We start from the raw sequence: 25,038 nt of genomic DNA, 5'->3' as shown, positions 1-25,038 counted from the left end.
CATGCTGCTCACGATCGACGTCGGCAACACGCACACCGTCCTCGGCCTGTTCGACGGCGAGGACATCGTCGAGCACTGGCGCATCTCCACGGACGCGCGCCGCACGGCGGACGAGCTGGCGGTGCTGCTCCAGGGCCTGATGGGCATGCACCCGCTGCTCGGCGAGGAACTGGGCGACGGCATCGACGGCATCGCGATCTGCGCGACCGTGCCGTCGGTGCTGCACGAGCTGCGCGAGGTCACCCGGCGGTACTACGGCGACGTGCCCTCGGTGCTGGTCGAGCCGGGGGTGAAGACCGGCGTGCCGATCCAGTTCGACAACCCCAAGGAGGTCGGCGCCGACCGCATCATCAACGCGGTCGCGGCGAACGAGCTGTACGGCGGCCCGGCGATCGTCGTCGACTTCGGTACGGCGACCACGTTCGACGCGGTCTCCGCGCGCGGGGAGTACGTCGGCGGGGTCATCGCCCCCGGCATCGAGATCTCGGTGGAGGCGCTGGGGGTCAAGGCCGCCCAGCTGCGGAAGATCGAGGTGGCCAGACCCAGGAACGTGATCGGCAAGAACACCGTCGAGGCCATGCAGTCGGGCATCGTGTACGGCTTCGCCGGACAGGTCGACGGCGTGGTCGGCCGGATGGCCCGGGAGCTGGCCGACGACCCGGACGACGTCACGGTGATCGCCACGGGCGGGCTCGCGCCGATGGTGCTGGGGGAGTCCTCGGTGATCGACGAGCACCAGCCCTGGCTCACGCTGATCGGACTGCGCCTGGTGTACGAGCGGAACGTCTCGCGGCTGTGAGGGGCGGCCGGCGCCCCGCGCGCGTGCCGGCCCCGCCCGTGACACCGGACGAGGGAAACCGGGAACGACACGCAGCGAATCGACATCCGGATTCCTCACTTTTGTCCGATTAGTCGGTAGCGTCGCCGCATGCCCACGCCATACGGATCCCGCGGCGGCATGGCGTTCGGCGTGGAGGAGCTGCGAGTGCTCCGCCGCGCCCTCGCCCTCGCCCTCCACCCCGGCCACGCCTCCGCCGAGGACGTGCAGGACTGCTTCCGGCTCGCCGAGTCGCTCGACGAGGCGATGTGCGAGGGGGCCAGGCTGCGCGCCTTCCTGGTGGCCGACCTGGACCGCTACCGGGCCGCCCTGCCGGGCACCGTCTCCGGTTATCTGAGCCTCCTGGAGGAGGCGCTCGGGGCCGGGCACCGGCCGACGCCGGACGACCTCGCCGCGCTCCGGGCGCTGCGGGGGAACGCCGGGGCGGCGGCGCTGCTGGACCGCTGCCAGGGGCTGGCCGAGCAGGACGTACGGGCGCGGTTCGCGCAGGGCGCGAGGAAGGTGCCGGCGCCCGCCGTGCCGCTTGCGCGGACGCGCCTGACGGCCCTTGCGGGCGGCGCGGGAGAGGCCGGGGTGCGCCAGGGCGACGGGGAGGCCGAGGAGCCGTCGGAGACCCCGCAGGAGCCCGCGGAGCCCGGACCGAAGCCGGCGCCCCGCCCCGCGGAGCGGCCCGCGTCGGAGCCGGGGGCGCCGAAGCGGCCCATTCCGACGCCGGGCGAGGTCTTCCCCCGCCGCAAGCCGACCCCTCCGGAGTCCCGCCAACTGGCCGCGGGCTAGCCCTCCACCACCGCCGGGGGCCTCCGGCCCGCGGGCAATTGGTTTCCCACCCGCACCGCCCGTGCGGTTTTCGTGGTCGGGTGCGGGTGGCCCTCGTGGGGCGGCTTCGCCGTCGGCGGCCTCGGGGCCGGGGGGCATTGGTTTCCCACCCGTACCGCCCGTGCGGCTTTCGTGGTCGGGTGCGGGTGGCCCTCGTGGGGCGGCTTCGCCGTCGGCGGCCTCGGGTCCGGGGAGCGTGTGTTTCCCGCCGGTACCGACCGTGCGGCTTCGTGGTCGGGTGCGGGCGGGCCTTGTGGGGCGGCTTCGCCGTCGGCGGCCTCGGGTCCGTGGGGCGATGGGTTTCCCACCGCACCGCCCGTGCGGTGACCCCTGCGGCGCGGATCCGCCGCCGACGGCATCCGGTCCGTGGGATCGTCTGCCCCGGCCCGAACCGCCCGCGCGGCGTCCCGGTAAAGCGGGCTCTCGGTGGTGGGCTTCGCGGCGGTTCGTGTGCCCCCGGGCCGTTCGCCCGGGTCCCCGTGGCTACTCTGGGGGCATGGACTACGTCTCCGCGCTCGTGCCTCCGGTCGTCATGGCCGTGTTCTTCATCGGTGTGGTCAGGGTGATCGTGAAGACCCAGGGCGGGGCCGCCAAGGCCAAGGAGGACGCCGCCGTCGACGCCGCGCTCGCGCGCGTGGAGGGTGCGCGCAAGGCCTCCGCCGGCAGCGACGCCTGAGCGGCCCGCAGGCCTTCGGTGCGCCCGGCCGACCCCCGGGCCGCCCCCCGCGTACGACTCCGCGCGCCCGCGTGCTTTGCGCGTCGTACGCCCTTTTTGTTCGCGTTTGTAGCCCTAGCGCACGTCCGGCACGCCATTGCCGGGATCTCCCACTATTGTTCTGAGGTGTGCCTCGCCCATTGGGAGAACTCGAAGACGCGGTCATGACGCGGGTGTGGAAGTGGAACCGCCCGGTGACCGTTCGGGAAGTCCTGGAAGACCTGCAGCAGGAACGCTCCATCGCGTACACCACCGTGATGACGGTTTTGGACAATCTCCATCAGAAGGGCTGGGTCCGTCGTGAGGCGGAAGGCCGGGCCTATCGATATGAGGCCGTGTCGACACGCGCCGCGTACGCCGCCGCCCTGATGAACGACGCCTGGTCGCAGAGCGACAACCCCGCCGCCGCTCTCGTCGCCTTCTTCGGCATGATGAGCGAGGAACAGCGCCAGGCCCTCAGGGACGCCGTGCGCATCGTCCAGGGCCCGGAAGAAACCCGGGAAGCCCCCGAAGCCCGCCGACGGGAAGCGCCCGAAGCCCGCCAAGAGGAGAACCCCGGCTCGGCGGAGGACACGGCCGGGCGATAGCGTCCGCTCATGTCAGCAGAGCGTCCCGAAGTCTCCGCAAAAGCCATCACCGTCCGGCGGGCCCGGACCAGCGATGTCCCGGCCGTGCGCCGCCTCCTCGACGCCTACGTCCGCGACCGCATCCTGCTCGACAAAGCCACGGTCACCCTTTACGAGGACATCCAGGAGTTCTGGGTCGCGGAACGCGACGACAACGCCGAGGTGGTCGGCTGCGGTGCGCTGCACGTCATGTGGGAGGACCTCGCGGAAGTCCGCACTCTGGCGGTGAAGCCCGGCCTCAAGGGCGCCGGCGTCGGCCACCAGTTGCTGGAGAAGTTGCTCCAGACCGCGCGCTGGCTCGGCGTTCGCCGGGTTTTCTGCCTGACCTTCGAAGTGGACTTCTTCGGGAAGCACGGCTTCGTGGAGATCGGCGAGACACCGGTCGACACCGATGTGTACGCGGAGCTCTTGCGTTCCTATGACGAGGGCGTCGCGGAGTTCCTGGGTCTCGAACGAGTGAAGCCGAACACCTTGGGCAACAGTCGGATGCTTCTGCATCTGTGATCGTCATTGCCCCGGTGCCCTATGTCCGAAACGCGTATGTTTCCGGGCGCGGGCGGTCCGCTCGGTCACTCCCGAGGGTTTGTGTTTTTCCGGCAAAAGCGGTTTGCTTTCCGACGTACTGCAGTACTGCATATAACAGGGGCGGCGAAACGGCGGACGCCGCACACCCCCGACCCTCAACGTTATCGATGAAAGGAAATGCGGTGGCACAGAAGGTTCAGGTCCTTCTTGTCGACGACCTCGACGGCGGCGAGGCGGACGAGACCGTGACGTTCGCACTGGACGGCAAGACGTACGAGATCGATCTCACGACTGCCAATGCGGACAAGCTGCGCAGCCTTCTTGATCCCTATGTGAAGGGTGGGCGCCGTACCGGTGGCCGCTCCTCCGGTGGGCGTGGAAAGGCGCGTGCCGCTTCCGGCGGCGGCAACCAGGACACCGCGGCGATCCGCGCGTGGGCCAAGGAGAACGGTTACGAGGTCAACGACCGCGGCCGGGTTCCCGCGTCCATCCGTGAGGCCTACGAGAAGGCCAACGGCTGATCCCGCCGGTCGGCGAGGTGTCCGGCGCACGCGCGCCGCAGCCGGACCCGGTGACAGTGCGCTGCCACCGTGTCCACCAGTCGTACGAGATCGGGGGCGCTCCCCTCGCGCTCCACGGGGGATACGGCCGGCACGGCCGGCATGGCCGGCAGCGAGGCCTCGACCTCGCGTCCGGGCTCAGGGGGCCGCAGCCACACGGCGGCCCCCTGCACGGAGTCACGCGGTACGGAGCCGGACCGTACGGATGCCGGCCCGCCAGGGCGTGAAGCAGCGGACCCGATGGGCGGACGCGGTGCTTCCAGGGTGTCGCCCGCCCCGCGGACCCGCAGGTCCAGACGTACGGCGCCCCACTCCAGCCAGTCCAGCAGCCCGGGCAGCTCCTCCGCGCCGCCCGCGGCCACCAGCAGTTCCATCCGCTCGCCCCGCAGGGCCACCGGGGAACCCGGCGCGAGATGCCGGAGCGCCTGCGCGCCCGCCTCGGCCGGCACGTCCAGCACGTCGAACCGCACCCCCGTGAGCAGCCGCAACGGCCGTCCGGGCACGGTCGGCCACCCCAGAACGTTCTCGTACCAGTGCCGGGCCCGGGCGTCCGGACCGGCGCAGCGACCACCGGCGAGGGGTGCGTTCGAGTCGAAGGGCCGGCGAGGAAGGGGGACCGTGGAAGTCATGGGGACCGTGGAGGTCGTGGAGACCGAGCCAACCATGCCAAGTGAAACGCCGAACCCCCCTTCGGGTTACGCTGGGTGCCCTGTCGGCTGCGCAGAGTGCGGGAAAACGAGGCGCGTGGGGGCCCGGGGAGGCGCAAGGTTGTTCGCCCATAGCGGAGGGAACCGGGGCGCGCCGCATGGAGTGTCAGTCCCTGCGGGTAAGACATGCCTAGTGGGAGGGGGCGACACGCAGGACAGGCCGTCTCACGTTCGCCATCGGCGTACTGGCGACTGGGGTAACTGCCTGGCCTGCGGGAACATCGTCTCGCACCATCGGGTTGGGACAGATGTCGGCGCACACGGTCAGGAGGCCATCGACGGTGTCGGCAGTTGGAATGAGCGGTCCCCGCTTGCGGGACTAAGCTGCGGAAGGACAGGGAGGGGAAGTTCCCCCCACTGCCTGACCGCTCTGAGGAGCGATTAACGATGTTCGAGAGGTTCACCGACCGCGCGCGGCGGGTTGTCGTCCTGGCTCAGGAAGAAGCCCGGATGCTCAACCACAACTACATCGGCACCGAGCACATCCTCCTGGGTCTCATCCACGAGGGCGAAGGTGTCGCCGCTAAGGCCCTGGAGAGCCTCGGCATTTCGCTTGAGGCGGTCCGTCAGCAGGTGGAGGAGATCATCGGTCAGGGCCAGCAGGCCCCGTCCGGGCACATCCCCTTCACCCCCCGTGCCAAGAAGGTCCTGGAGCTGTCGCTCCGCGAGGCCCTTCAGCTGGGCCACAACTACATCGGCACGGAGCACATCCTGCTCGGCCTGATCCGTGAGGGCGAGGGCGTCGCCGCCCAGGTCCTGGTCAAGCTGGGTGCAGACCTCAACCGGGTGCGGCAGCAGGTCATCCAGCTGCTCTCCGGTTACCAGGGCAAGGAGACCGCCACCGCGGGCGGCCCGGCCGAGGGCACGCCTTCGACCTCCCTCGTCCTGGACCAGTTCGGCCGGAACCTCACCCAGGCCGCTCGTGAGTCCAAGCTCGACCCGGTGATCGGGCGCGAGAAGGAGATCGAGCGGGTCATGCAGGTGCTGTCCCGCCGTACGAAGAACAACCCGGTCCTGATCGGTGAGCCCGGCGTCGGCAAGACCGCCGTCGTCGAGGGCCTGGCCCAGGCCATCGTCAAGGGCGAGGTGCCCGAGACCCTCAAGGACAAGCACCTCTACACGCTGGACCTCGGCGCCCTGGTCGCCGGCTCCCGCTACCGCGGTGACTTCGAGGAGCGCCTGAAGAAGGTCCTCAAGGAGATCCGCACCCGCGGCGACATCATCCTGTTCATCGACGAGCTGCACACGCTGGTCGGTGCGGGTGCCGCCGAGGGCGCCATCGACGCGGCCTCCATCCTGAAGCCGATGCTGGCCCGCGGTGAGCTCCAGACCATCGGTGCGACCACGCTGGACGAGTACCGCAAGCACCTGGAGAAGGACGCGGCCCTGGAGCGCCGCTTCCAGCCCATCCAGGTCGCCGAGCCGTCCCTGCCGCACACGATCGAGATCCTCAAGGGTCTGCGTGACCGGTACGAGGCCCACCACCGCGTCTCCATCACGGACGAGGCCCTGGTCCAGGCGGCCACCCTGGCCGACCGCTACATCTCGGACCGTTTCCTGCCGGACAAGGCGATCGACCTGATCGACGAGGCCGGTTCCCGGATGCGCATCCGCCGGATGACCGCTCCGCCGGACCTGCGCGAGTTCGACGAGAAGATCGCCGCCGTCCGCCGGGACAAGGAGTCCGCGATCGACTCGCAGGACTTCGAGAAGGCCGCCTCCCTCCGCGACAAGGAGAAGCAGCTCCTGGCCGCCAAGGCCAAGCGGGAGAAGGAGTGGAAGGCCGGCGACATGGACGTCGTCGCCGAGGTCGACGGCGAGCTGATCGCCGAGGTCCTCGCCACGGCGACGGGTATCCCGGTCTTCAAGCTGACCGAGGAGGAGTCCAGCCGCCTGCTCCGCATGGAGGACGAGCTCCACAAGCGGGTCATCGGCCAGAACGACGCCGTCAAGGCGCTGTCGAAGGCGATCCGCCGCACGCGCGCCGGTCTGAAGGACCCCAAGCGTCCGGGTGGTTCGTTCATCTTCGCCGGCCCGTCCGGTGTCGGTAAGACCGAGCTGTCCAAGGCGCTCGCCGAGTTCCTCTTCGGTGACGAGGACGCGCTGATCTCCCTCGACATGTCGGAGTTCAGCGAGAAGCACACGGTGTCGCGTCTCTTCGGTTCGCCCCCCGGATACGTGGGCTACGAGGAGGGCGGCCAGCTGACCGAGAAGGTGCGCCGCAAGCCGTTCTCCGTCGTCCTCTTCGACGAGGTCGAGAAGGCCCACCCGGACATCTTCAACTCGCTGCTGCAGATCCTGGAGGACGGTCGCCTGACCGACTCCCAGGGCCGGGTCGTGGACTTCAAGAACACGGTCATCATCATGACGACCAACCTCGGCACCCGGGACATCTCCAAGGGCTTCAACCTGGGCTTCGCGGCCTCGGGTGACACGAAGACCAACTACGAGCGCATGAAGAACAAGGTGTCGGACGAGCTCAAGCAGCACTTCCGTCCCGAGTTCCTGAACCGCGTCGACGACGTGGTCGTCTTCCCGCAGCTGACACAGGCGGACATCCTGCGGATCGTCGACCTGATGATCGGCAAGGTGGACGAGCGCCTGAAGGACCGGGACATGGGCATCGAGCTCTCCCAGTCCGCCAAGGAGCTGCTGTCCAAGAAGGGTTACGACCCGGTGCTGGGCGCGCGTCCGCTGCGTCGCACGATCCAGCGCGAGATCGAGGACTCGCTGTCGGAGAAGATCCTCTTCGGCGAGCTGCGCCCCGGTCACATCGTGGTCGTGGACACCGAGGGCGAGGGCGACGCCCAGACCTTCACCTTCCGGGGCGAGGAGAAGTCGGCCCTCCCGGACGTCCCGCCGATCGAGCAGGCGGCCGGCGGTGCCGGACCGAACCTGAGCAAGGACGCGTAAGCGTCCTGCCGAACGGCCGAGCATGAGGGGCCGGTGCCTTCGGGCACCGGCCCCTTTCGGCGTTCGCGGGGGGCTACAGCAGGGCGACCTCCGCCTGGGGGAAGAAATGGGCATAGCGCGAGACGGGGAACTGCCGCCCGGACAGGGCGTGCAGGAAAACCCGCTCCAGACCCGGCAGCCGGGCCGCCAGGGCGGAGAGGTACTCGTCACCGTGCATGCCGGTGACCCGCAGCACCTTGACACCGGGCATCTCCCGCATGCGCTCGAAACAGCGGGGGAACGCGCGGGCGATGTGCGCGTTCACGTTCAGCTCGGTCAGCCGGGGCAGTTCGGCGAGCGCCGCCCAGCTGCCGGCTGTCACCTCACTGGTCAGGTGCCCGAGGGTCAGGCTGCGCAGGCCGGTCCAGTGCTGGAGCCCGCGCAGCCCCGTGGTGTTCGTACTGCCCTGTCCGAGGCTCAGTCCTTCGAGGGGGGCGCCGACCGGCAGGGCGTGCCTGAGGTCGGTGTTCGGCAGTTCCTGTCCCACCGAGAGGTGCTTCAGCGACTCCAGGGACCGCAGCCCCGCCAGGGACCCGACACGGCTGAGCTGGAGATCGTCGAGCGGGAGCGCGGACAGGCCGTCGAGGCTCTGCACCGCCGGGCAGTCCACCAGGGTCAGCGCACGCAGGGAGCGGAAGGGCGCCAGCGAGCCGAGGTCGGCCAGCTGGGGGTTGTCCCGCAGGTCCAGCCACCGCACCGTCTCGGGGTCGGGTATGGCGGCGAGGATGTCCTCGATCCGCTGGGGGCCGTGGAAGGACAGGTGGCTCCAGGGGCGCATCCCGGCCACGGACGCGCGGTGCTCGACCGACTCGCAGGTCAGGACGAGGTCCGTGCGGTCCAGGTGGTCCAGGACCTCGGCCGCGTAGACATCGGCGTCGAACCGCGACCAGGTCCCCACCAGCTGCCGCCGTACATCCAGGTCCGGATGCTCCCGGAACCGTCGCAGGACCGCCAGCGCGCCCTCCGGGGCCTCCTCGCCGAGCAGTGACGCGGCGACCGTCACACCCCGCGCCTCCTCGTCCGTCAGCCCTTCCGGCCCCGGCAGCAGCTCCAGTACCAGTGGGCCCGCCTCCGCCAGGGCCCTGGCGTCCTCCGCGGTACGCGGCGGGATCAGGGATGCGGCCCGTGCTTCCACCTCGGCCCGTACACCCGGTTCCACCGCCGTCGCGTGCTCCAGGCAGGCCAGTGCCAGCAGGGTCAGGCGGGGCGACTGCCCGGCCAGCAACCGCCGTAGGACAGAAGCCCGCTCCCGGGGCCGGGCGTGCGCCACCGCCATGCGGATGACGTCCTCCCACTGGGTGTCGTCGGCGTGGCTGACCAGGACATCCAGGTGGCCCTCCGCCACCGCGTACCGCGCGCCCAGGTAGTCCTGGAAGGTGCGGTGCACGAAGTCCACCGCGCCCTCGGCCGGCTGCCGCAGCAAACCGCTCCGCAGCAGCAGTGTCCGCAGCACGGTCGCCGCGTCCCCCTGCGCCGAGGCGACCGTCGGCAGACACCGCTCCACGATGCCCTCGGCCGTGTCGGCGTCCATCTCCGTACGACCACTCAGCACCAGCGCGTACGCCAACCGTTGGAGCAGCTCCAGCTGCGCCTCCTCGCCCAGCTCGGCGCCCATGCCCCGCTCCCGGTCCCGGCGGGCGAGGAGCATCGTGAGGGCGGCGTCGTACAGCTCCTTGCGGCCGGTGGGGAGATAGCCCCGGCGTTCCCGGTGCAGGGCGCAGATCAGGCCGCACATCAGGGGGTTGGTGGCCAGCCGGGCCAGGTCGCGCTTGGTATGCAGGGAGTCCAGGAGCGGCTGCTCGTACTCCGGTGCCCGTGCCGCCTCGTGCCAGCGGTGGACGAACGTCGCCACCTCGGTGCGGCGCATCGGGGCCAGGGTCAGTTCCCGGAAGCCCTCCTCGGCCAGCCAGTCGGGGCGTACGGCGGTCGGTCGGGAGGTCAGGAGGACGTCGTTGCCGGGGTAGGCCGCGAGGAGCGAGCGCAGCCAGTCGCGCGTGCGGTGGCGCTCAGCGGCCGGGATCTCGTCCAGGCCGTCGACCAGGACCAGGCCCCGGCCCGCGGCCAGCACGCGCTCGGCCCAGCCCTCCGGCGGGGTCAGCGGGCAGCTCACCGCCGTCAGGAAGGCGGCCGGCGCGGGCAGTGGGCTGGTGCGGATCAGGGTGCGCAGCGGGAGGACGTACGGGATCCGGTCGGCGGTGCGGGCCGCGGTGACCGCGAGCCACTGCACCAGCGTCGTCTTGCCGGAGCCGGCGTCCCCGCGCAGCAGCACCCGGGAGCCGCCGGCCAGGGCCTCCTCGGCGGGCAGCCGGCCGGCCGTGGCGGGCGGGCGCTCATGGGGATCGAGGCCGGACGGCCGCTCGTCCTCGGCGGTCGCCTCCAGGCTCAGGTAGGCGACTTCCAGCGGCCACCGGTCGGGGGAGTCGCGCAGGTCGATGCCGTAGATGGTGATGTGGTTGTGGCGGTCGGCGATGTACGGGAGGTAGCGGCGTTCGAAGGCCGTGTCGCGAGCGTCGGGGCGTGGTGTGCGGGCGATCAGCTCGTCCACCTTCGCGATGAGTTCCGCCTGGGCACGGCTCTGCTCGACCAGGGTGCGGGCTACGAAGGACGACCGCCTGGTGAAGAACTCCAGGATCTGCAGGCAGGCCCACTCGGTCGCGGAGTCGAGGAAGTGGCGGGCGTCCGCCGAGAGGGGCTGCGGGTTCAGGAAACCGGACCGGTGGCGGAGCTGCCTGGCGAGTTCGGCTGCGCCCAGCCGCACGGCCTGCACGTCGTCCATGTCCAGGTCGCCGAGGGCGAGCAGGCGGCGAGCGAGCGCGTCGGCAACGGCTGCCTGTTCGTCGGCGGGGAACGGGGGCTCGCCCGGCGACTCCACCGCCTGAGCCACGATCCGTTCGGCCAGCCGCTGCACCTCCCGCTCGCCCAGGGTGCGCTTCTCGCCCCGGAACGACACCAGCGCCGACAGCCGGACCGGCCGGTCCACCAGGCCCGCGCCCGGGCCGTCCTGCACGAACAGCTTCCTCACCAGCGGGCCGAGCAGGCCGGAGGCCAGCTTGCTCCCCAGTACGGCCGGCTCCATCCGCCACCCCCGTGTGCGTACGACGTACGGATGGAGCCTAGCCAGCGTGTGCTCCGCGCGTTACGACAACTGTCCGTCGTAGTCGGGCAGTTTGAAGGTCTTCTCGGCGTGCCCGCCGGACAGGTCGGTGGCGCTGTTGCCGATGTTGGCGATGATCGTGTAGCCGTCGTTCTCGATGCCGACGCGCTGGGCGGTCTTGTAGGCGGCGACGTCCTTGAAGAGGTCGAACAGGCCGCGGACGTGGAGGCCGGAGACGTCGTAGCCGTCGTGTTCGAGGTTGTACTCGGTGGGCCAGTACAGGACGCCGGGCCGGGCGGTGACGAAGAAGAGGGAGACGCCGTGCTCCTGGGCGTACCGGGCGACGTCCAGGACCGGCTTGTTGGCCGGCTGGGGGTAGCTGAAGCCGAAGTCGGTCTCCAGCGTGGTGTTGTCGATGTCGAGGACGATCGCCTGCTTCTCGCCGGGCCGGGCGGCGGCGATGCGGTCCTTCAGGTACGGCAGGGCCTGGTCCATGACGGTCCGGCAGTCCTGCTGCCAGGTCGCGTAGTCGACCTTCGCGGAGGAGGTGCTCGTGGTCGCCGCCTCGGCCGGGGCGGCCGTCGCGGCCAGGGCGGCCACGGAGACGGCGGTCACGGAAATGCGGCGCGCCCAGGGGCGTCTGGTCATCGGTGGGGGTCCTCTCGCGTCTCTGAATGTCAGGGGCATGATCTGAGGCGAGGGTGGCGCGAGGGGAACCGTAGGGTTACCGGGGGGTAGGCGCCTAGAGGCCTGCGTCACATTTCCGCGGTCGCCGGTTTGCGTCCCCGGTGATAAGGCGCACAGGCGAAATGTCCGGTACTAGCCGGGATAGTGGGATGTGCCGGGTGGGCAAAACGGGACAAAAAGAGAACTTTGCCTTGCAATGCCGCACGTAAGAACCCCGTCGTCAGGGGCCGGTTGGCCGGAGGGCGGGGCTGTCAAGAAAGCGGTTCGTTTCGCGGGCATCTACGACCCACTGCCGTAGATGGGCCGTTTTGGGATGACTGGGCTGCTCGGTTACCAAGGTATGGCCGCTCGGCCGGATGTCTCCCCGGACGTCCGTGCGCCGGGTGGCCGACCTGCTCCCGAATCCACGAGGTCCAGATGATCAAGCGCTTCACGTCCCGCTCCGCCCGCTCGTCCTCGCTCCGCGCCCGTGTGACCGTCCTGGCTGCCGGAATCGGCGCCACGGCCGTGCTGGGTGGCGGGGTCGCGAGCGCCGCCACCGCGTCCGCCGGCTCCTGGGTCGACCCGGTGAAGAGCTACACGCTCTCCGCGAGCTTCGCGCAGGCCGGCGGCCACTGGGTCGCCAAGCACAGCGGCCAGGACTTCGCCGTGCCGACCGGCACCGACGTCGTCGCCGCGCACGGCGGCACCGTCGTCAAGGCCGGCCCCAACGGCGCCGGTGACGGCCCGGCGTACGGCAACGCCGTCGTCATCCAGCACGGCAACGGCACCTACTCGCAGTACGCGCACCTGTCCCGGGTCGACGTCCAGCCCGGCCAGATCGTGAAGACCGGCCAGCACATCGCCCTGTCCGGCTCCACCGGCAACTCCACCGGCCCGCACCTGCACTTCGAGATCCGTACGACCCCGAACTACGGCTCCGCCGTCGACCCGGTCGCCTTCCTGCGCGCCCACGGCGTGAAGGTCTGACCCAGGTCTGTCGTTTGGATCAGCCCGGCGTGATCCGAACGACAGACCCTAGTTCCCGCGGGCGTGCTCGTGCGCCTGTGCGATCAGGTCCAGGGCGACCTCGAGAACGGCTTCGCGCTTCTTCTCGGGGTCGCCTTCGATGTCCTGCATCACGAACATCCCGGCGTGCAGCGTGAACATCGCGCTGACCGAGCGGACCTGGTCGACCAGCTGGGCCTCGGGGTTGATGAGGATGTCCCGCAGGTCGCGCATCCGGTCCCTGAAGGTGTCGCCGATGCGCAGTTCCCGTACCGTCGCCTGGTTCTCCTGCATGAAGCGGAACAGCGGCTCCGCGCCCTGGAGCGCCTCGCTGTAGCGGCGGATGATCTCCTGCTTGGTCTCCAGCGTGTGCGGCTGCCCCCGGCCCCACTCGATCAGTTCGAGGATCGGCTTCGTCAGGTCCTCGAAGAGGCTGACGATGATCTCTTCCTTCGTCTTGAAGTGGTAGTACAGGGCCGCCTTCGTGACGTCGAGACGCTCGGCGATCTCGCGCAGGGAGGTCTTCTCGTAGCCCTGCTCCGCGAAGAGTGCGAGCGCCACGTCCTGGATGCGCTGGCGGGTGTTGCCGCGGCGCTGCTGTTTGGTGCCGTCCATGGTGAGGCCCATCCTCGTACTCCTCGCGCCCCGGCGGAAACTTACTTGACGCCCGGCTAGTAGCGCGTCTACCTTCCCAGTGTAGTGATAACTAGCCGGGCGGCAAGTAAGTACGCCGCAGGGGGAAACGGGAAGACGATGGCGGACGCAGTCGAAACCACCGCAGAGGGCAAACAGCCCAGGAGTGTGCGAGTAGTGCTGCTCGCACTCATGATCGCGATGATGCTCGCGATGCTCGACAACATGATCGTGGGTACGGCGATGCCCACGATCGTGGGCGAACTGGGCGGCCTGGAGCACCTCTCCTGGGTTGTCACCGGTTACACCCTGGCCACCGCGGCCTCCACCCCGATCTGGGGCAAGCTCGGTGACATGTACGGCCGCAAGGGCGCCTTCCTCAGCTCGATCGTGATCTTCCTCATCGGCTCGGCGCTGAGCGGCATGGCCCAGGACATGGGTCAGCTGATCGGGTTCCGGGCCGTGCAGGGCCTGGGCGCCGGCGGTCTGATGGTCGGCGTCATGGCGATCATCGGCGACCTCATCCCCCCGCGGGAGCGCGGCAAGTACCAGGGCATGATGGCCGGCGTCATGGCGCTGGCGATGATCGGCGGCCCGCTGGTCGGCGGCACCATCACCGACAACTGGGGCTGGCGCTGGGCCTTCTACATCAACCTGCCGCTGGGCGCGGTCGCCCTCGCCCTGGTCACCGCCGTGCTGCACCTGCCGAGGAAGCGCTCCAAGGCCGGCATCGACTACCTGGGCGTCGTCCTGCTGACCGTCGGCATCACCTCCATTGTGCTGGTCACCACCTGGGGCGGCACCGAGTACGCCTGGACCTCCGCGCGGATCATGGAGCTGATCGGCATCGGCGTGGCCGCGCTGGTCGGGTTCGTGTTCTGGCAGACCCGGGCCGCCGAGCCCGTCCTGCCGCTGCACATCTTCAGGAGCCGCAACTTCACCCTGATGTCGGTCATCGGCTTCATCACCGGCTTCGTGATGTTCGGCGCCACCCTGTTCCTGCCGCTGTACCAGCAGGCTGTGCAGGGCGCCTCCGCGACCAACTCCGGTCTGCTGCTCCTGCCGATGCTCGGCGCGATGCTCGTGACCTCGATGGTCGCCGGACGGGTCACCACCAACAGCGGCCGATACAAGATCTTCCCGATCGCCGGCGGTGTCCTGATGATCGTCGGCATGTACCTGCTGTCCCTGATGGACACCGGTACGACCCGGCTGACCTCCGGCATCTACATGGCCGTCGTCGGCGCGGGCATGGGCTGCCTGATGCAGATCACCATGCTGGTCGCGCAGAACAGCGTGGAGATGAAGGACATGGGCGTGGCGTCCTCCTCGACCACCCTGTTCCGTACCCTCGGCTCCTCCTTCGGCGTGGCCATCATGGGTGCCCTGTTCAACCACCGGGTGCAGGACGTCATGGCCGAGCGGGCCGGCGCGCTGGGCAAGAACATCACCGAGAAGTCGGCGCAGCTGGACGCCAAGAGCCTGCAGAAGCTGCCTGCCGTGGCACGTGAGGCCTACCAGCACGCGGTGTCCTCGGGCACCCACTCGGCGTTCCTGCTCGGTGCCGGGATCGCGCTGGTGGTGCTGATCGCGGCGCTGTTCGTCAAGGAGGTGCCGCTCAAGGGCAGCGGCCCGAAGGCTCCCGCGGAGGGCGCCGACCCGGCGCCGCAGGCCGTGATCGAGGCCGTCTGAGCAACCCGAGTCCGAAGGCCCCGGCGCGTGTCCGCCGCCGGGGCCTTCGGCCGTTCCCGCCCGCTCCCGAGACCGCGGTGTTCGCGCTGGTCGACGCGGGTGCACAGGCGATGTCAGACCCCCGTGTCACCATCGGCGCATGGACAGGATCCGCCGCCTGCGTCTGGCCAAGGACGCCATGGACCGGGACTGGGCCGACCCGGACCTGGACCTGGACGCGGTGGCGGCCCACGCCGGGTACTCGCGGTACCACTTCCTGCGCGCCTTCAAGGAGGCGTACGGCGAGACGCCCGGCCAGTACCTGACCCACCGGCGGATCGAGCGCGCCGAGGAGCTGCTGCGCAGCGCCGACCTCACGGTGACCGAGATCTGCACCCTGGTCGGCTTCAGCAGCCTCGGCACGTTCTCCGCCCGCTTCAAGGCCCGTACCGGCCTCACCCCCAGTGAGTACCGGACCGAGCACGTCGGCCGCGGCGCCGCCCTCATACCCGGCTGCTACGCCATGCTCTGGGCCGGCGGTTTCAACACCGCAACATCGAAGAAGCGTGCCGCGCCCGGCGCTGCCTACGGTGACGAGCAGGAACAGCAGCCCCGCGACAGGAGAGCGCAGCCATGATCAAAGGCCTGGCCATCAGCACCGTGTGGACCACCGACCAGCAGCGGACGAAGGCCTTCTTCACCGAGAAGCTGGGCTTCGAGGTGCGCACCGACCTCGCCCTGGGCGACATGCGCTGGATCACCGTCGGCGCCGTGGACCAGCCCAGTCTGGAGCTGGCCCTGATGAGCCTGGACGGCCCGGGTCTGGACCCCGAGTCCGCCGAGGCGCTGAAGAAGCTGGTCGCCAAGGGGGTGCTGGGTGCCGGGGCGTTCCACACGGACGACTGCCGGGGGGACTACGAGACCTTCAGGGCCCGCGGGGTGGAGTTCGTGCAGGAGCCGAAGGAGCGGCCGTACGGCATCGAGGCGATCTTCCGCGACGACAGCGGCAACTGGTACTCGCTGACCCAGCGCAGCAAGGAGCTGGACTTCTCCAAGGACTTCGGGTGACCGCGCGGCCGGCCGTGCTGCCGGACCACACGGCGGTGAGGACCGCGCTGTGGCGGGCGCTGCACCTGCGGGCCGATCCGCCGCCGCACGTCATCGCGGACGAGATCGGGCTGCGGCTGGCGGATCCCGGCGACGACTGGCGCTCCCGGCCGGACATGGACGAGCGGGAGACCCGGCCGGTGCGGGCGTCCATCGCGGCCCGGGCCCGGTTCGTCGAGGACCTCGTGGTGGAGCAGGCCGCGCGGGGTGTGGACCAGTACGTCCTGCTCGGCGCCGGCCTGGACATCTTCGCCCAGCGCCGGCCGGAGATCGCCGAGGGCCTGCGGGTGTTCGAGGCGGACCGGCCCGGGCCGCAGGAGTGGAAGCGAAGGCGGCTCGCCGACCTCGGGTACGGCGTACCCGACTGGCTGCGGCTGGTCCCGGTCGACTTCGAGGGCGACTGGTGGGGGCGGCTGCTCGCGGCCGGTCTCGACCCGGGCCGCCCGGCGGTCGTGGCCTGCACCGGCGTCACCATGTACCTCACCCGGGAGGCCGTCGAGGCGAGCTTCCGGCAGGTGGCGACGCTCGCTCCGGGCTCGGTGCTCGCCACGACGTTCCTGCGGCCGGCCGAGGACGTCGAGCCCGGGCTGCGGCCCTTCCACCAGGCGGCGGAGCGGGGCGCGCGCCGCCGACACACCGTTCCTCAGCTACTTCACGCCCCCGCAGATACTGGCCCTGGTCCGCGGCGCCGGCTTCCGCGACGCCCGCCACGTACCGGCCGAGGAACTCACCCGCCGCTACTTCACCGCCCGCCCGGACGGCCTGCGCCCCTCCAGAGCGGAGGAACTGGTGCTGGCCGTCACATGAGCCGCCGGGGCGGTGTGCGGGCCGGTTGCCGCAGCACCCTCGGCCGGACACGGCCTAGCTCCCGCCCGACGTCGGCAGCATCGGGTAGCTGCCCGTGTTGGTCGGGGCGTGTTCCGGTAGCCACAGGACGGCCACCGCGCCCTCCGCGGTGACGCCGGGGGGCGCGCCCGCGGGGCGTATGTTGCGGAACGTCAGGCGGGCGCCCAGCACCCGGGCCTGGCCGGCCGCGATGGTCAGCCCGAGCCCGTGGCCCTGCCCGGCGCGGTCCTTGCTGCCGGTGCGGAACCGGCTCGGCCCCTCGGCGAGCAGTTCCTCCGGGAAGCCGGGGCCGTGGTCGCGGACCCGGATGACCCGGCCCTCCACGGTCACCTCCACGGGCGGCCGGCCGTGCCGGGCGGCGTTGGCGAGCAGGTTGAACAGCACCCGCTCCAGCCGCCGCGGGTCGGTGGTGACCTCCGATTCGTGCACCACCCGTACGGCGACGTCCGGGTCCTTGGCCGCGACCCGGCGCGCCACGAACTCGCCGAGCATGATGTCCTGCAGCTCGGCCCGCTCCGAGGCGCCGTCCAGGCGGGCCACCTCCAGGACGTCCTCGACCAGGGTGCGCATGGCCTTGGCCCGGTCCAGGACCAGTTCCGTGGGCCGGCCCGGCGGCAGCAGTTCGGCGGCCGTCAGCAGGCCCGTCACCGGGGTGCGCAGCTCGTGCGCGATGTCCGCGGTGACCCGCCGCTCCGCCTCCAGGCGCTGGCGCAGCGCGTCCGCCATGGCGTCCACCGCGCGCGCGAGTTCGTCGGTCTCGTCCCGTACGACCCCGCCGATGGCCTCCTGCACCCGGATGTCGGTCTCGCCGTTGGCGGCCTGGGTCGCCGCGTCCGCCGCCTTGCGCAGCCGGCGGGACAGCTGCCCGCCGATCAGCACGCCCAGCGCGCTGCCGCCGAGCACCACCGCGACCGAGCCGATGACCAGGGCCTGGTCCAGGTCCTGGAGCATGCCGGAGCTGCGGTCCGGCAGATGGCTGTGCAGGGACAGCACATGGCCGTCCTTCACCGGGACGGCCGCCCAGATGTCCGCCGCCCCGCCGTGCTCGGAGACATCGCTGGCCCGGCGGCCCCGCTCGACCTTCTCGCGCAGCGCGGCCGGCAGCTCCGGGTCGTCGACCTTGATGTAGGGGAAGACCCGCCCCCGGTTCAGCTCGTAGTTGCGCTGGGCCATCAGGACCCGGTCGTTGGCCAGCTCGCGCGCGTTGTCCAGCATCGAGACGCGGGCCGCGTTGTGCACGACCAGGCTCAGCACGATCGCCACCAGACCGGCCACCAGCGCGATCGCCGCGCTGACCTTCCATCTCAGTCCGGTGCGCAGGCCGACGCGCTCCATGCGCCGGACCGGGTGCCGCAGAATCCCCCGCATGCCGCCGCTCCGCTCAGGCCTTCAGCTTGTAGCCGAAGCCGCGGACCGTCTCGATCCGGTCCTGCCCGATCTTCTGCCGCAGCCGCTGCACATGCACGTCGACGACCCGGGTGTCCCCGCCCCAGCCGTAGTCCCAGACACGTTCCAGCAGCTTGTCGCGGGAGAGCACGGTCCCCGGCGCGGAGGAGAACTCCAGCAGCAGCCGCATCTCGGTCGGCGTCAGCGCCACCGGCCGCCCGGCCCGGCGCACCTCCATGCCGTCGGTGTCGATCTCCAGGTCGCCGAAGGACAGCGTGCCGCCGCCGACCTCGGCGGCGGACCCGTCCTGCGCGGACCCGCCGGCGTGCCCGAAGCGGCGCAGCACCGCGCGGATCCGGGCGACGAGCACGGCGCCGTCGAAGGGCTTGGTCACATAGTCGTCGGCGCCCGCCTCCAGGCCCAGCACGACGTCGATGGAGTCGGCGCGCGCCGACAGCATGATCACCGGCACGGTCGACTCGTCCCGGATCCGGCGGCACAGGCTGACGCCGTCCAGGCCCGGCACCATGACGTCCAGCAGCGCGATGTCGGGGCGGTTCGCCCGGAACGCCTCCAGGCCCGACAGGCCGTCGGGCATGGCGGTGACCGCGAAGCCGTCCCGCTCCAGTGCGAGCTGGGTGGCCTCGCGGATGACGTCGTCGTCCTCGACGAACAGGACGTGGGTCTGGTCTGCCATCCCGGTGCTCTCAGTCCTCGTGGTCTCGTGGGGTCGGAATGTGTCCTACGGCGGTGTCAGCTGTCGGGCGCGGGCGTCGGGCCCCCGCCGGCCGACTTGCTGTACTCGTTGCGGGTGGACTTCCCCGGGGCGAACCGCCCCTCCGTCCACCTGTAGGGGGTCACGATCTCACCCGACGGGCTGGAGATCGGGTCGCCCCTCTCGTAGTACTGCCGGGTCACCGACAGGACACCCTGGTCGATCTCGGCGTAGACCGGGGACTCCTCGCTCTTGAAGACGTTCCGGAACGAGCCGTCGTCGTCGCGGTACACGTACGAGCCGATGCCGACCGCGTCGGCGCAGGTCAGCACGTTGACGACGACGTCGTCCACCGGTCCGTCGGTCAGATTGCCGTAGGAGACGTCGACCGGGTACTCGTCGCCGTTGCACGGCTTCAGCTCCCGTTTGACCGCGCCCGACACCTCCGGGTCGCCCTTGACCAGCGCCACGGGGTCCACCCGCCGGTAGGTCTCCGCCGGACTGGGGGAGGGGGAGGCGGCGGCGCCGGCCACCGCCGAGGCGTGTGCCGGGCCCTCGTCCCGGGCTCCTGTGCCCCCGCTGCCGCACGCGGCGACGAAAAGGGCGAGGGCGGCGAGCGCGGCCCCCACCGCGATCACCGCCTGTGTACTGCCTAGGGCCCGGTCGGGCCCGGCCCCGGTCAGGCCGCGCAACGCTCCCGCTCCTCACGCTCCAGCGCGCGTGCGTCCAGATCGCGGGCCTCCAGCTCCTCACGGAGCCGGGCGAGCGCCCGGTGCAGCGTGCTCTTGACCGTACCGGCCGACATGCCGAGGGCAGCGGCCGTCTCCTCTGTGGACATCTGCTCCCAGTGTCGCAGCACCACGACACTGCGCTGCTTCGGTGCGAGCACCTTCATGACATCCATCAGCAGGGCCCGGTCGGCGTGCTGCTCGGTCGAGTCCTCCACACAGGCGTCCGGCAGCTGCTCGGTGGGCACTTCCTCCAGCTTGCGCGCCCGCCACCACTCGGTCCGGGTGTTGATCATGACCCGGCGCAGATAGGCGTCGGCGAGCCGCTTGTCGGCGATGCCCTCCCAGCGGCCGTACGTCCGTACCAGCGCGGTCTGCAGCAGGTCCTGGGCGTCGACCGGGTCCGGGACAAGCCGGCGTGCGCTGCGCAGCAGCGCGTCCTGCCGGGTGCGGACGTACTCCTCGAATTCGAGCACCTCGCCCTGGGCCATGTTCAACCGCCTCCGTTCCCCGTTGTCTTCCGGCTCGCGCCTGAAGTCCTGCTGTTCCCGCGCCCGGTGGTCCGCCGGGCACGGAGAAGAAGCTACGGAGTGGTTGTCACGGGGCTGTGCGGACCAGCCTGCGGCTGGCAATCGGCTATCCGTCGGTTGTGTAACGGAAGTACGAACGGGGTAAAGCGAGCAGCCTGGATGTCCCTTTATGGGGAGCTTTGTCGGCCTGAAGGTTCGGTAACGGAGGTCCCTGCGCTGTGACCTGTCTGTGCGTCAGCCCAGCGGCAGCCGGTACAGACCGCCCGGCAGCGGCTCCACCAGACCGTCCGAGACCAGCCCGTCGAGCGCCCGGGCCCGCTGCACCGGCTCGTGCCACACCCGGTCCAGCACCGCCTGCGGCACCGGCGCGTGCGCCTCCCGCAGCACGGCCAGCAGCTTGCCGCGCACCTGCCGGTCCGTACCGGCGTACGTCTGCCCGCGGCGCGGCGGACCGGTGTGCTCCGGCTTGCCCGCGAGCCGCCAGGCGCACTGCGCGGCGATCGGGCACCGACCGCACCCCTCGTTCTTCGCCGTGCACACCAGCGCGCCCAGCTCCATGGAGGCGGCGGCCCACCGCGCGGCGGTCCGCTCGTCCTCGGGCAGCAGCTCCCGCGCCAGGCGCCGCTCGGCCGCCGTGGTCGCGTTCGGCGGGTACTGCACCCCCGTCACCGCCCGCGCCAGGACCCGGCGGACGTTGGTGTCCAGCACCGCGTGCCGCTGCCCGTACGCGAACGAGGCCACCGCGGCGGCCGTGTACTCACCGATGCCGGGCAGTGCCAGCAGCTGCGCGTGATCCGTCGGCACGTCCCCGCCGTGCCGCTCCGCTATGGCGACCGCGGCACCGTGCAGGCGCAGTGCGCGGCGCGGATAGCCGAGCCGGCCCCAGGCGCGCACCGCCTCGCCCGGCGCCTCCTTCGCGAGGTCGGCGGGGCGCGGCCAGCGGGCCAGCCACTCCTCGTAGACGGGCAGCACCCGGTTCACCGGGGTCTGCTGGAGCATGAACTCGCTGACCATCACGCCCCAGGGGCCCGCCTCCGGGCGGCGCCAGGGGAGGTCGCGGGCGTGGGCGTCGAACCAGGCGATCACAGGGGCGTGCAGCTTCTCAGTCATGGCCTTTCCGATCCTGCCACGGGTTGGCGGGCGGAATGGGTGACCGTACGGTCACCGAGCGTGGCGGAATGTGAAGAACCGTGTCACCTGCGGCAGTTACCGGGATGATGATCCGGAAAAGTTGGTGCCGGCGCGGCGGGTGACGCAAGCCAGCGCGACGATCTCTCGTACAGTTTGCGCCGTGGGATCTCTGCGCAATCCGGTCGGGCCGCTTCCCTCCTCCATCTACTGGCGTCGGAGGGTCGTACTGCTGTCCGTGGTCGCCCTGTTGGCGCTGGTGGTCACGTGGATCCTCCTCGCCGGCGGCGGGGGCGGCAAGAAGAGCTCCGACGGGGCCGACGGCAAGAATCCCACCCACACCATCACGCCCGGTCCGACCCCGTCCGGTTCCGCGATCAGCCAACACCCCGGCGGCCGCGAGGAGTCGAGCGGCGGCGACTCCAGCGGCGGCGGCTCCGGTTCCGCCTCCGGCGGCGCGGACGGCTCGGACGGCTCGACCGACGGGTCCTCCGGTTCCGGCGGCGGCTCGGGTACGGCTGCCGTGGGCGGCGACGTCAGTGCGGGCGACGCGCTCCCGGCGTCCTCCTCGCTGCCCGACTGCACCTCCGGCGCGGTCGCGTTGGACCTGCGCAGCGTGCACAACTCCTACTCGCCGGACCAGACGCCGACCTTCGAACTCACCGCGAAGAACGCCTCGTCGGCCGACTGCAAGGTCGATCTCGGCCCGAAGAACGCGGTGTTGACCATCACGCCGGCGGACGGCGACGACACGTTCTGGTCCTCGGCCGACTGCCCCCGGGGTGCGGGGAGCCTGGTGTTCCGGGTCCCGGCCGGCCAGAGCATCGCGTACACCGTGAAGTGGGACCGCAAGCCGAGCGCGGCCCACTGCGCGACGCCCTCCGGGGGTTCGGCGAAGCCGGGCACGTACCTGCTGGAGGCCAAGACCCCGGGATTCAGCAAGGCGCAGGCCTCGTTCGTGCTGTCGGCCGACTGAGGCCGGGGCGGCGCGGGGAACTGCGCGAGAAACCACGACGCACCCGCGGCCGCCCTACCGCATCGGGACCGAGCGCCAAGGCGCCCGGCGAACCTCAGACGTAGCGCTCGAGGATCGAGGACTCGGCCAGCCGGGACAGTCCCTCCCGCACGCTCCGCGCCCGGGCCTCGCCGACCCCGTCCACGGTCTGCAGGTCGTCGACGCTCGCGGCGAGCAGCTTCTGCAGGCCCCCGAAGTGCTCCACCAGCCGGTCGATGATGGCACCCGGCAGGCGCGGCACCTTGGCCAGCAGCCGGAAGCCCCGCGGGGACACGGCCGAGTCGAGGGTCTCGGGGGACCCGGTGTAGCCCAGCGCCCGCGCCACCGTGCCGAGTTCGAGGAGCTCCGCGTGGGTCAGCGCGTCCAGCTCGGCCAGCGCCTCGTCGACCGTGCGGGACCGCTTGGCCGTCGGCTCCGGAACGTAGTCCCGGACGACCAGCTCGCGGTCGGGCTCGACGCCGGCGATCAACTCCTCCAGCTGGAGGGCGAGAAGCCGGCCGTCCGTGCCCAGTTCGACCACGTACTCGGCGATTTCGGTGGCGATGCGGCGGACCATCTCCAGCCGCTGGGCGACCGCCGACACGTCCCGGACCGTCACCAGGTCCTCGATCTCCAGTGCCGACAGCGTGCCCGCGACCTCGTCCAGCCGGAGCTTGTACCGCTCCAGGGTGGCCAGCGCCTGGTTCGCGCGGGAGAGGATCGCCGCCGAGTCCTCCAGGACGCGGCGCTGACCGTCGACGTACAGGGCGATCAGCCGCATCGACTGGGAGACCGAGACGACCGGGAAGCCGACCTGCTTCGAGACCCGGTCCGCCGTGCGGTGCCGCGTGCCCGTCTCCTCCGTGGGGATCGTCGGGTCCGGCACCAGCTGCACACCCGCGCGCAGGATCTTCGACAGGTCCGACGACAGCACGATGCCGCCGTCCAGCTTGCACAGCTCCCGCAGCCGGGTGGCGGTGAACTCCACGTCCAGCACGAAACCGCCCGTGCACATCGCCTCGACCGTCTTGTCGGAGCCGAGCACGATGAGCCCGCCGGTGTTGCCGCGCAGGACCCGCTCCAGGCCGTCGCGCAGGGCCGTACCAGGTGCCACGGCGCTCAGCGAGGCGCGCATCAGGCCATCGGAACCGGCACTCCCTCCGGACTTTCCGGGAGCTGCTGCCCGGTCGTTGGCTGCCACTGCACTCCTCCGGTCGCAGGTTCTGACGCGCCCCCGTCCCCGCACTCGGTTCGTACGGACGGGCGAGACCAGGGCAAAGTCTACCGGCGCTCCTCCGCCTCCCGTGGGGCCTCTCGGCGACGGGCGCGCGGCAGGACCCGGAGCGCGTCCCCCATGTCGGCGACTTCCAGGACCTTCATGCCGGCCGGCACCTTCCCCGGATCGGTCGGCACGAGCGCGTGTGTGAAGCCCAGCCGGTGCGCCTCGGCCAGCCTGCGCTGCACGCCCGTGACCCGTCTGACCTCGCCCGCGAGCCCCACCTCGCCGATCGCCACCAGGTTCTTCGGCAGCGGGGTGTCGCTGGCGGCGGAGGCGAGCGCGAGCGCGATGGCGAGGTCGGCGGCCGGCTCCGACAGCTTCACGCCGCCGACCGTCGCCGAGTAGATGTCCCGTTTGCCGAGCGCGCTGATCCTGCCGCGCTGCTCCAGGACGGCCAGCATCATCGAGACGCGGGAGGTCTCCAGACCGGACGTGGTCCGGCGCGGGGAGGGGATCTGGGAGTCGACGGTCAGCGCCTGCACCTCGGCCACCAGCGGACGGCGGCCCTCCAGGGTGACGGTCAGGCACGTGCCCGGGACCGGCTCGGCGCGCCGGGTCAGGAACAGGCCGCTGGGGTCGGCGAGGCCCGTGATGCCCTCGTCGTGCAGCTCGAAGCAGCCGACCTCGTCCGTCGCCCCGTAGCGGTTCTTCACGCCGCGCACCAGGCGCAGGCGCGCGTGCCGGTCGCCCTCGAAGTGCAGGACGACGTCGACCAGGTGCTCCAGGAGGCGGGGACCGGCGATCGCGCCGTCCTTGGTGACGTGGCCCACCAGGAGGGTGGACATGCCGCGCTCCTTCGAGGCCCGGATCAAAGCGCCCGCCACCTCCCGCACCTGGGCCATGCCGCCGGGCGCGCCCTCGATCTCCGGGGAGGCGACCGTCTGCACCGAGTCCAGGATCAGCAGGGACGGCTTCACCTCGTCCAGGTGGCCCAGGACCGCGGACAGGTCGGTCTCGGCGGCCAGGTACAGGTGGTCGTCGAGGGCGCCGATGCGGTCGGCGCGCAGCCGCACCTGGCTCGCCGACTCCTCACCGGTCACATAGAGGGTGCGGTGTTCGGCACTGGCCGACTTGGCCGCCACGTCCAGCAGCAGGGTGGACTTGCCGACGCCCGGCTCGCCCGCGAGCAGGACGACCGCGCCCGGTACGAGGCCGCCGCCGAGCACCCGGTCCAGCTCGGGCACGCCGGTCGTGCGGGCGGTGGCCTGCCGGCCGTCGACCTGCCCGATGGGCAGCGCGGAGGCGGAGACGCGGCCCGGAGCCGTCGTACGGACCGCGGGCGCGCCGTACTCCTCGATCGTGCCCCAGGCCTGGCACTCCGGGCAGCGGCCGAGCCACTTGGCCGTCTGCCAGCCGCACTCGGTGCAGCGGTAGGACGGGCGGTCCTTGGTGGTCTTCGTACGGGCAGCCATGCGGAAACCGTAGCCCGCGGCACCGACAACGCGGCCGGGAGCCGGGTGCGCGGGGCCGGGGAGCACGGACGAGTGATCCGTAATCGGCCGGCGCGCACCGGC

At 71.2% G+C, this 25,038-nt stretch carries 23 protein-coding genes and 1 pseudogene; 13 read left to right on the top strand and 11 right to left on the bottom strand.

Features of this window, described 5'->3' with window-relative positions; all coding sequences use genetic code 11:
• Position 1: 1 nt before the first annotated feature.
• The 6 genes from ABZ923_RS26745 to ABZ923_RS26720 all read left to right on the top strand — a co-directional run bounded on the left by ABZ923_RS26745 (position 2) and on the right by ABZ923_RS26720 (position 4,041).
• Positions 2–799 (top strand): type III pantothenate kinase, encoded by a 798-nt coding sequence (locus ABZ923_RS26745; protein ID WP_361476229.1) that lies wholly within the window; start codon positions 2–4, stop codon positions 797–799.
• A gap of 159 nt (positions 800–958) precedes the next feature.
• Positions 959–1,615 (top strand): hypothetical protein, encoded by a 657-nt coding sequence (locus ABZ923_RS26740; RefSeq protein ID WP_361476245.1) that lies wholly within the window; start codon positions 959–961, stop codon positions 1,613–1,615.
• Positions 1,616–2,150: 535 nt separating this feature from the next.
• The gene (locus ABZ923_RS26735) at positions 2,151–2,330 is read left to right on the top strand and encodes a hypothetical protein (RefSeq protein ID WP_361476227.1); all 180 of its coding nucleotides are present in this window, start codon (positions 2,151–2,153) and stop codon (positions 2,328–2,330) included.
• A 167-nt stretch (positions 2,331–2,497) separates the two neighbouring features.
• The gene (locus ABZ923_RS26730; protein WP_361476225.1) at positions 2,498–2,956 is read left to right on the top strand and encodes a BlaI/MecI/CopY family transcriptional regulator; all 459 of its coding nucleotides are present in this window, start codon (positions 2,498–2,500) and stop codon (positions 2,954–2,956) included.
• 9 nt (positions 2,957–2,965) lie between these two features.
• Positions 2,966–3,499, top strand: a complete 534-nt coding sequence (locus ABZ923_RS26725) for an amino-acid N-acetyltransferase (protein WP_030651520.1) — start codon at positions 2,966–2,968, stop codon at positions 3,497–3,499.
• A gap of 203 nt (positions 3,500–3,702) precedes the next feature.
• Positions 3,703–4,041 (top strand): Lsr2 family protein, encoded by a 339-nt coding sequence (locus ABZ923_RS26720; RefSeq protein ID WP_361476223.1) that lies wholly within the window; start codon positions 3,703–3,705, stop codon positions 4,039–4,041.
• On the opposite strand, the gene ABZ923_RS26715 is transcribed toward ABZ923_RS26720, so the two are convergent.
• Positions 4,020–4,709: an SCO3374 family protein gene (locus ABZ923_RS26715; RefSeq protein WP_361476221.1), complete on the bottom strand. Its 690-nt coding sequence runs from the start codon at positions 4,707–4,709 to the stop codon at positions 4,020–4,022. The two genes, ABZ923_RS26720 and ABZ923_RS26715, sit on opposite strands and share 22 nt — an antisense overlap.
• A gap of 465 nt (positions 4,710–5,174) precedes the next feature.
• Between ABZ923_RS26715 and ABZ923_RS26710 the strand changes: the two genes are divergently transcribed.
• Positions 5,175–7,700: an ATP-dependent Clp protease ATP-binding subunit gene (locus tag ABZ923_RS26710; protein WP_361476219.1), complete on the top strand. Its 2,526-nt coding sequence runs from the start codon at positions 5,175–5,177 to the stop codon at positions 7,698–7,700.
• Between the two features lie 73 nt (positions 7,701–7,773).
• Here ABZ923_RS26710 and ABZ923_RS26705 read toward each other — a convergent pair whose 3' ends face one another.
• Both ABZ923_RS26705 and ABZ923_RS26700 read right to left on the bottom strand, forming a co-directional pair.
• Positions 7,774–10,815, bottom strand: coding sequence for an NACHT domain-containing protein (locus tag ABZ923_RS26705; RefSeq protein ID WP_361476217.1), 3,042 nt, complete (start codon positions 10,813–10,815; stop codon positions 7,774–7,776).
• 60 nt (positions 10,816–10,875) lie between these two features.
• Positions 10,876–11,481: an HAD family acid phosphatase gene (locus ABZ923_RS26700; protein ID WP_361476215.1), complete on the bottom strand. Its 606-nt coding sequence runs from the start codon at positions 11,479–11,481 to the stop codon at positions 10,876–10,878.
• 456 nt (positions 11,482–11,937) lie between these two features.
• Here ABZ923_RS26700 and ABZ923_RS26695 point away from each other — a divergent pair, with 456 nt between their 5' ends.
• A complete protein-coding gene (locus ABZ923_RS26695) occupies positions 11,938–12,489 on the top strand; it encodes a M23 family metallopeptidase (RefSeq protein WP_361476213.1) in 552 nt (183 codons plus the stop codon).
• Between the two features lie 48 nt (positions 12,490–12,537).
• On the opposite strand, the gene ABZ923_RS26690 is transcribed toward ABZ923_RS26695, so the two are convergent.
• Complete coding sequence (locus ABZ923_RS26690; RefSeq protein WP_361476211.1) at positions 12,538–13,134, bottom strand: TetR/AcrR family transcriptional regulator; 597 nt, start codon at positions 13,132–13,134, stop codon at positions 12,538–12,540.
• Positions 13,135–13,260: 126 nt separating this feature from the next.
• Between ABZ923_RS26690 and ABZ923_RS26685 the strand changes: the two genes are divergently transcribed.
• The 4 genes and pseudogenes from ABZ923_RS26685 to ABZ923_RS26670 all read left to right on the top strand — a co-directional run bounded on the left by ABZ923_RS26685 (position 13,261) and on the right by ABZ923_RS26670 (position 16,725).
• Positions 13,261–14,832, top strand: a complete 1,572-nt coding sequence (locus ABZ923_RS26685) for an MDR family MFS transporter (protein ID WP_361476209.1) — start codon at positions 13,261–13,263, stop codon at positions 14,830–14,832.
• Positions 14,833–14,971: 139 nt separating this feature from the next.
• The gene (locus ABZ923_RS26680) at positions 14,972–15,448 is read left to right on the top strand and encodes a helix-turn-helix transcriptional regulator (RefSeq protein ID WP_361476207.1); all 477 of its coding nucleotides are present in this window, start codon (positions 14,972–14,974) and stop codon (positions 15,446–15,448) included.
• Complete coding sequence (locus ABZ923_RS26675) at positions 15,445–15,879, top strand: VOC family protein (protein WP_361476205.1); 435 nt, start codon at positions 15,445–15,447, stop codon at positions 15,877–15,879. Before ABZ923_RS26680 ends, ABZ923_RS26675 begins: the two co-directional genes overlap by 4 nt.
• Positions 15,876–16,725 (top strand): annotated as a pseudogene (locus ABZ923_RS26670) (class I SAM-dependent methyltransferase). Before ABZ923_RS26675 ends, ABZ923_RS26670 begins: the two are co-directional and overlap by 4 nt.
• 54 nt (positions 16,726–16,779) lie before the next feature.
• Here the strand turns inward: ABZ923_RS26670 and cseC are convergent.
• The 5 genes from cseC to ABZ923_RS26645 all read right to left on the bottom strand — a co-directional run bounded on the left by cseC (position 16,780) and on the right by ABZ923_RS26645 (position 21,233).
• Positions 16,780–18,132, bottom strand: coding sequence for a two-component system sensor histidine kinase CseC (gene cseC / locus ABZ923_RS26665; protein WP_361476203.1), 1,353 nt, complete (start codon positions 18,130–18,132; stop codon positions 16,780–16,782).
• 13 nt (positions 18,133–18,145) lie between these two features.
• Positions 18,146–18,847 (bottom strand): two-component system response regulator CseB, encoded by a 702-nt coding sequence (gene cseB, locus ABZ923_RS26660; RefSeq protein ID WP_361476201.1) that lies wholly within the window; start codon positions 18,845–18,847, stop codon positions 18,146–18,148.
• Positions 18,848–18,903: 56 nt separating this feature from the next.
• On the bottom strand, positions 18,904–19,503 hold the full coding sequence (locus ABZ923_RS26655; RefSeq protein ID WP_361476243.1) for a hypothetical protein: 600 nt from the start codon (positions 19,501–19,503) through the stop codon (positions 18,904–18,906).
• Positions 19,504–19,544: 41 nt separating this feature from the next.
• The gene (locus tag ABZ923_RS26650) at positions 19,545–20,084 is read right to left on the bottom strand and encodes a SigE family RNA polymerase sigma factor (RefSeq protein ID WP_361476199.1); all 540 of its coding nucleotides are present in this window, start codon (positions 20,082–20,084) and stop codon (positions 19,545–19,547) included.
• Positions 20,085–20,357: 273 nt separating this feature from the next.
• Positions 20,358–21,233 carry an A/G-specific adenine glycosylase gene (locus tag ABZ923_RS26645; protein WP_361476197.1) on the bottom strand — a complete coding sequence of 292 codons (876 nt, stop codon included), beginning with the start codon at positions 21,231–21,233 and terminating at the stop codon, positions 20,358–20,360.
• 181 nt (positions 21,234–21,414) lie between these two features.
• Between ABZ923_RS26645 and ABZ923_RS26640 the strand changes: the two genes are divergently transcribed.
• A complete protein-coding gene (locus tag ABZ923_RS26640) occupies positions 21,415–22,227 on the top strand; it encodes a hypothetical protein (RefSeq protein WP_361476195.1) in 813 nt (270 codons plus the stop codon).
• Positions 22,228–22,321: 94 nt separating this feature from the next.
• Here the strand turns inward: ABZ923_RS26640 and disA are convergent, their stop codons facing one another.
• Positions 22,322–23,446 (bottom strand): DNA integrity scanning diadenylate cyclase DisA, encoded by a 1,125-nt coding sequence (disA, locus tag ABZ923_RS26635; RefSeq protein WP_059251644.1) that lies wholly within the window; start codon positions 23,444–23,446, stop codon positions 22,322–22,324.
• 80 nt (positions 23,447–23,526) lie between these two features.
• Entirely contained in the window at positions 23,527–24,936 is a 1,410-nt protein-coding gene (gene radA, locus ABZ923_RS26630) for a DNA repair protein RadA (RefSeq protein ID WP_361476193.1), read from the bottom strand.
• Positions 24,937–25,038: the final 102 nt, after the last annotated feature.

It is taken from the genome of Streptomyces sp. NPDC046881, assembly GCF_040645015.1.
Taxonomy (GTDB): domain Bacteria; phylum Actinomycetota; class Actinomycetes; order Streptomycetales; family Streptomycetaceae; genus Streptomyces.
This window is presented reverse-complemented; position numbering and strand designations above follow the sequence as displayed.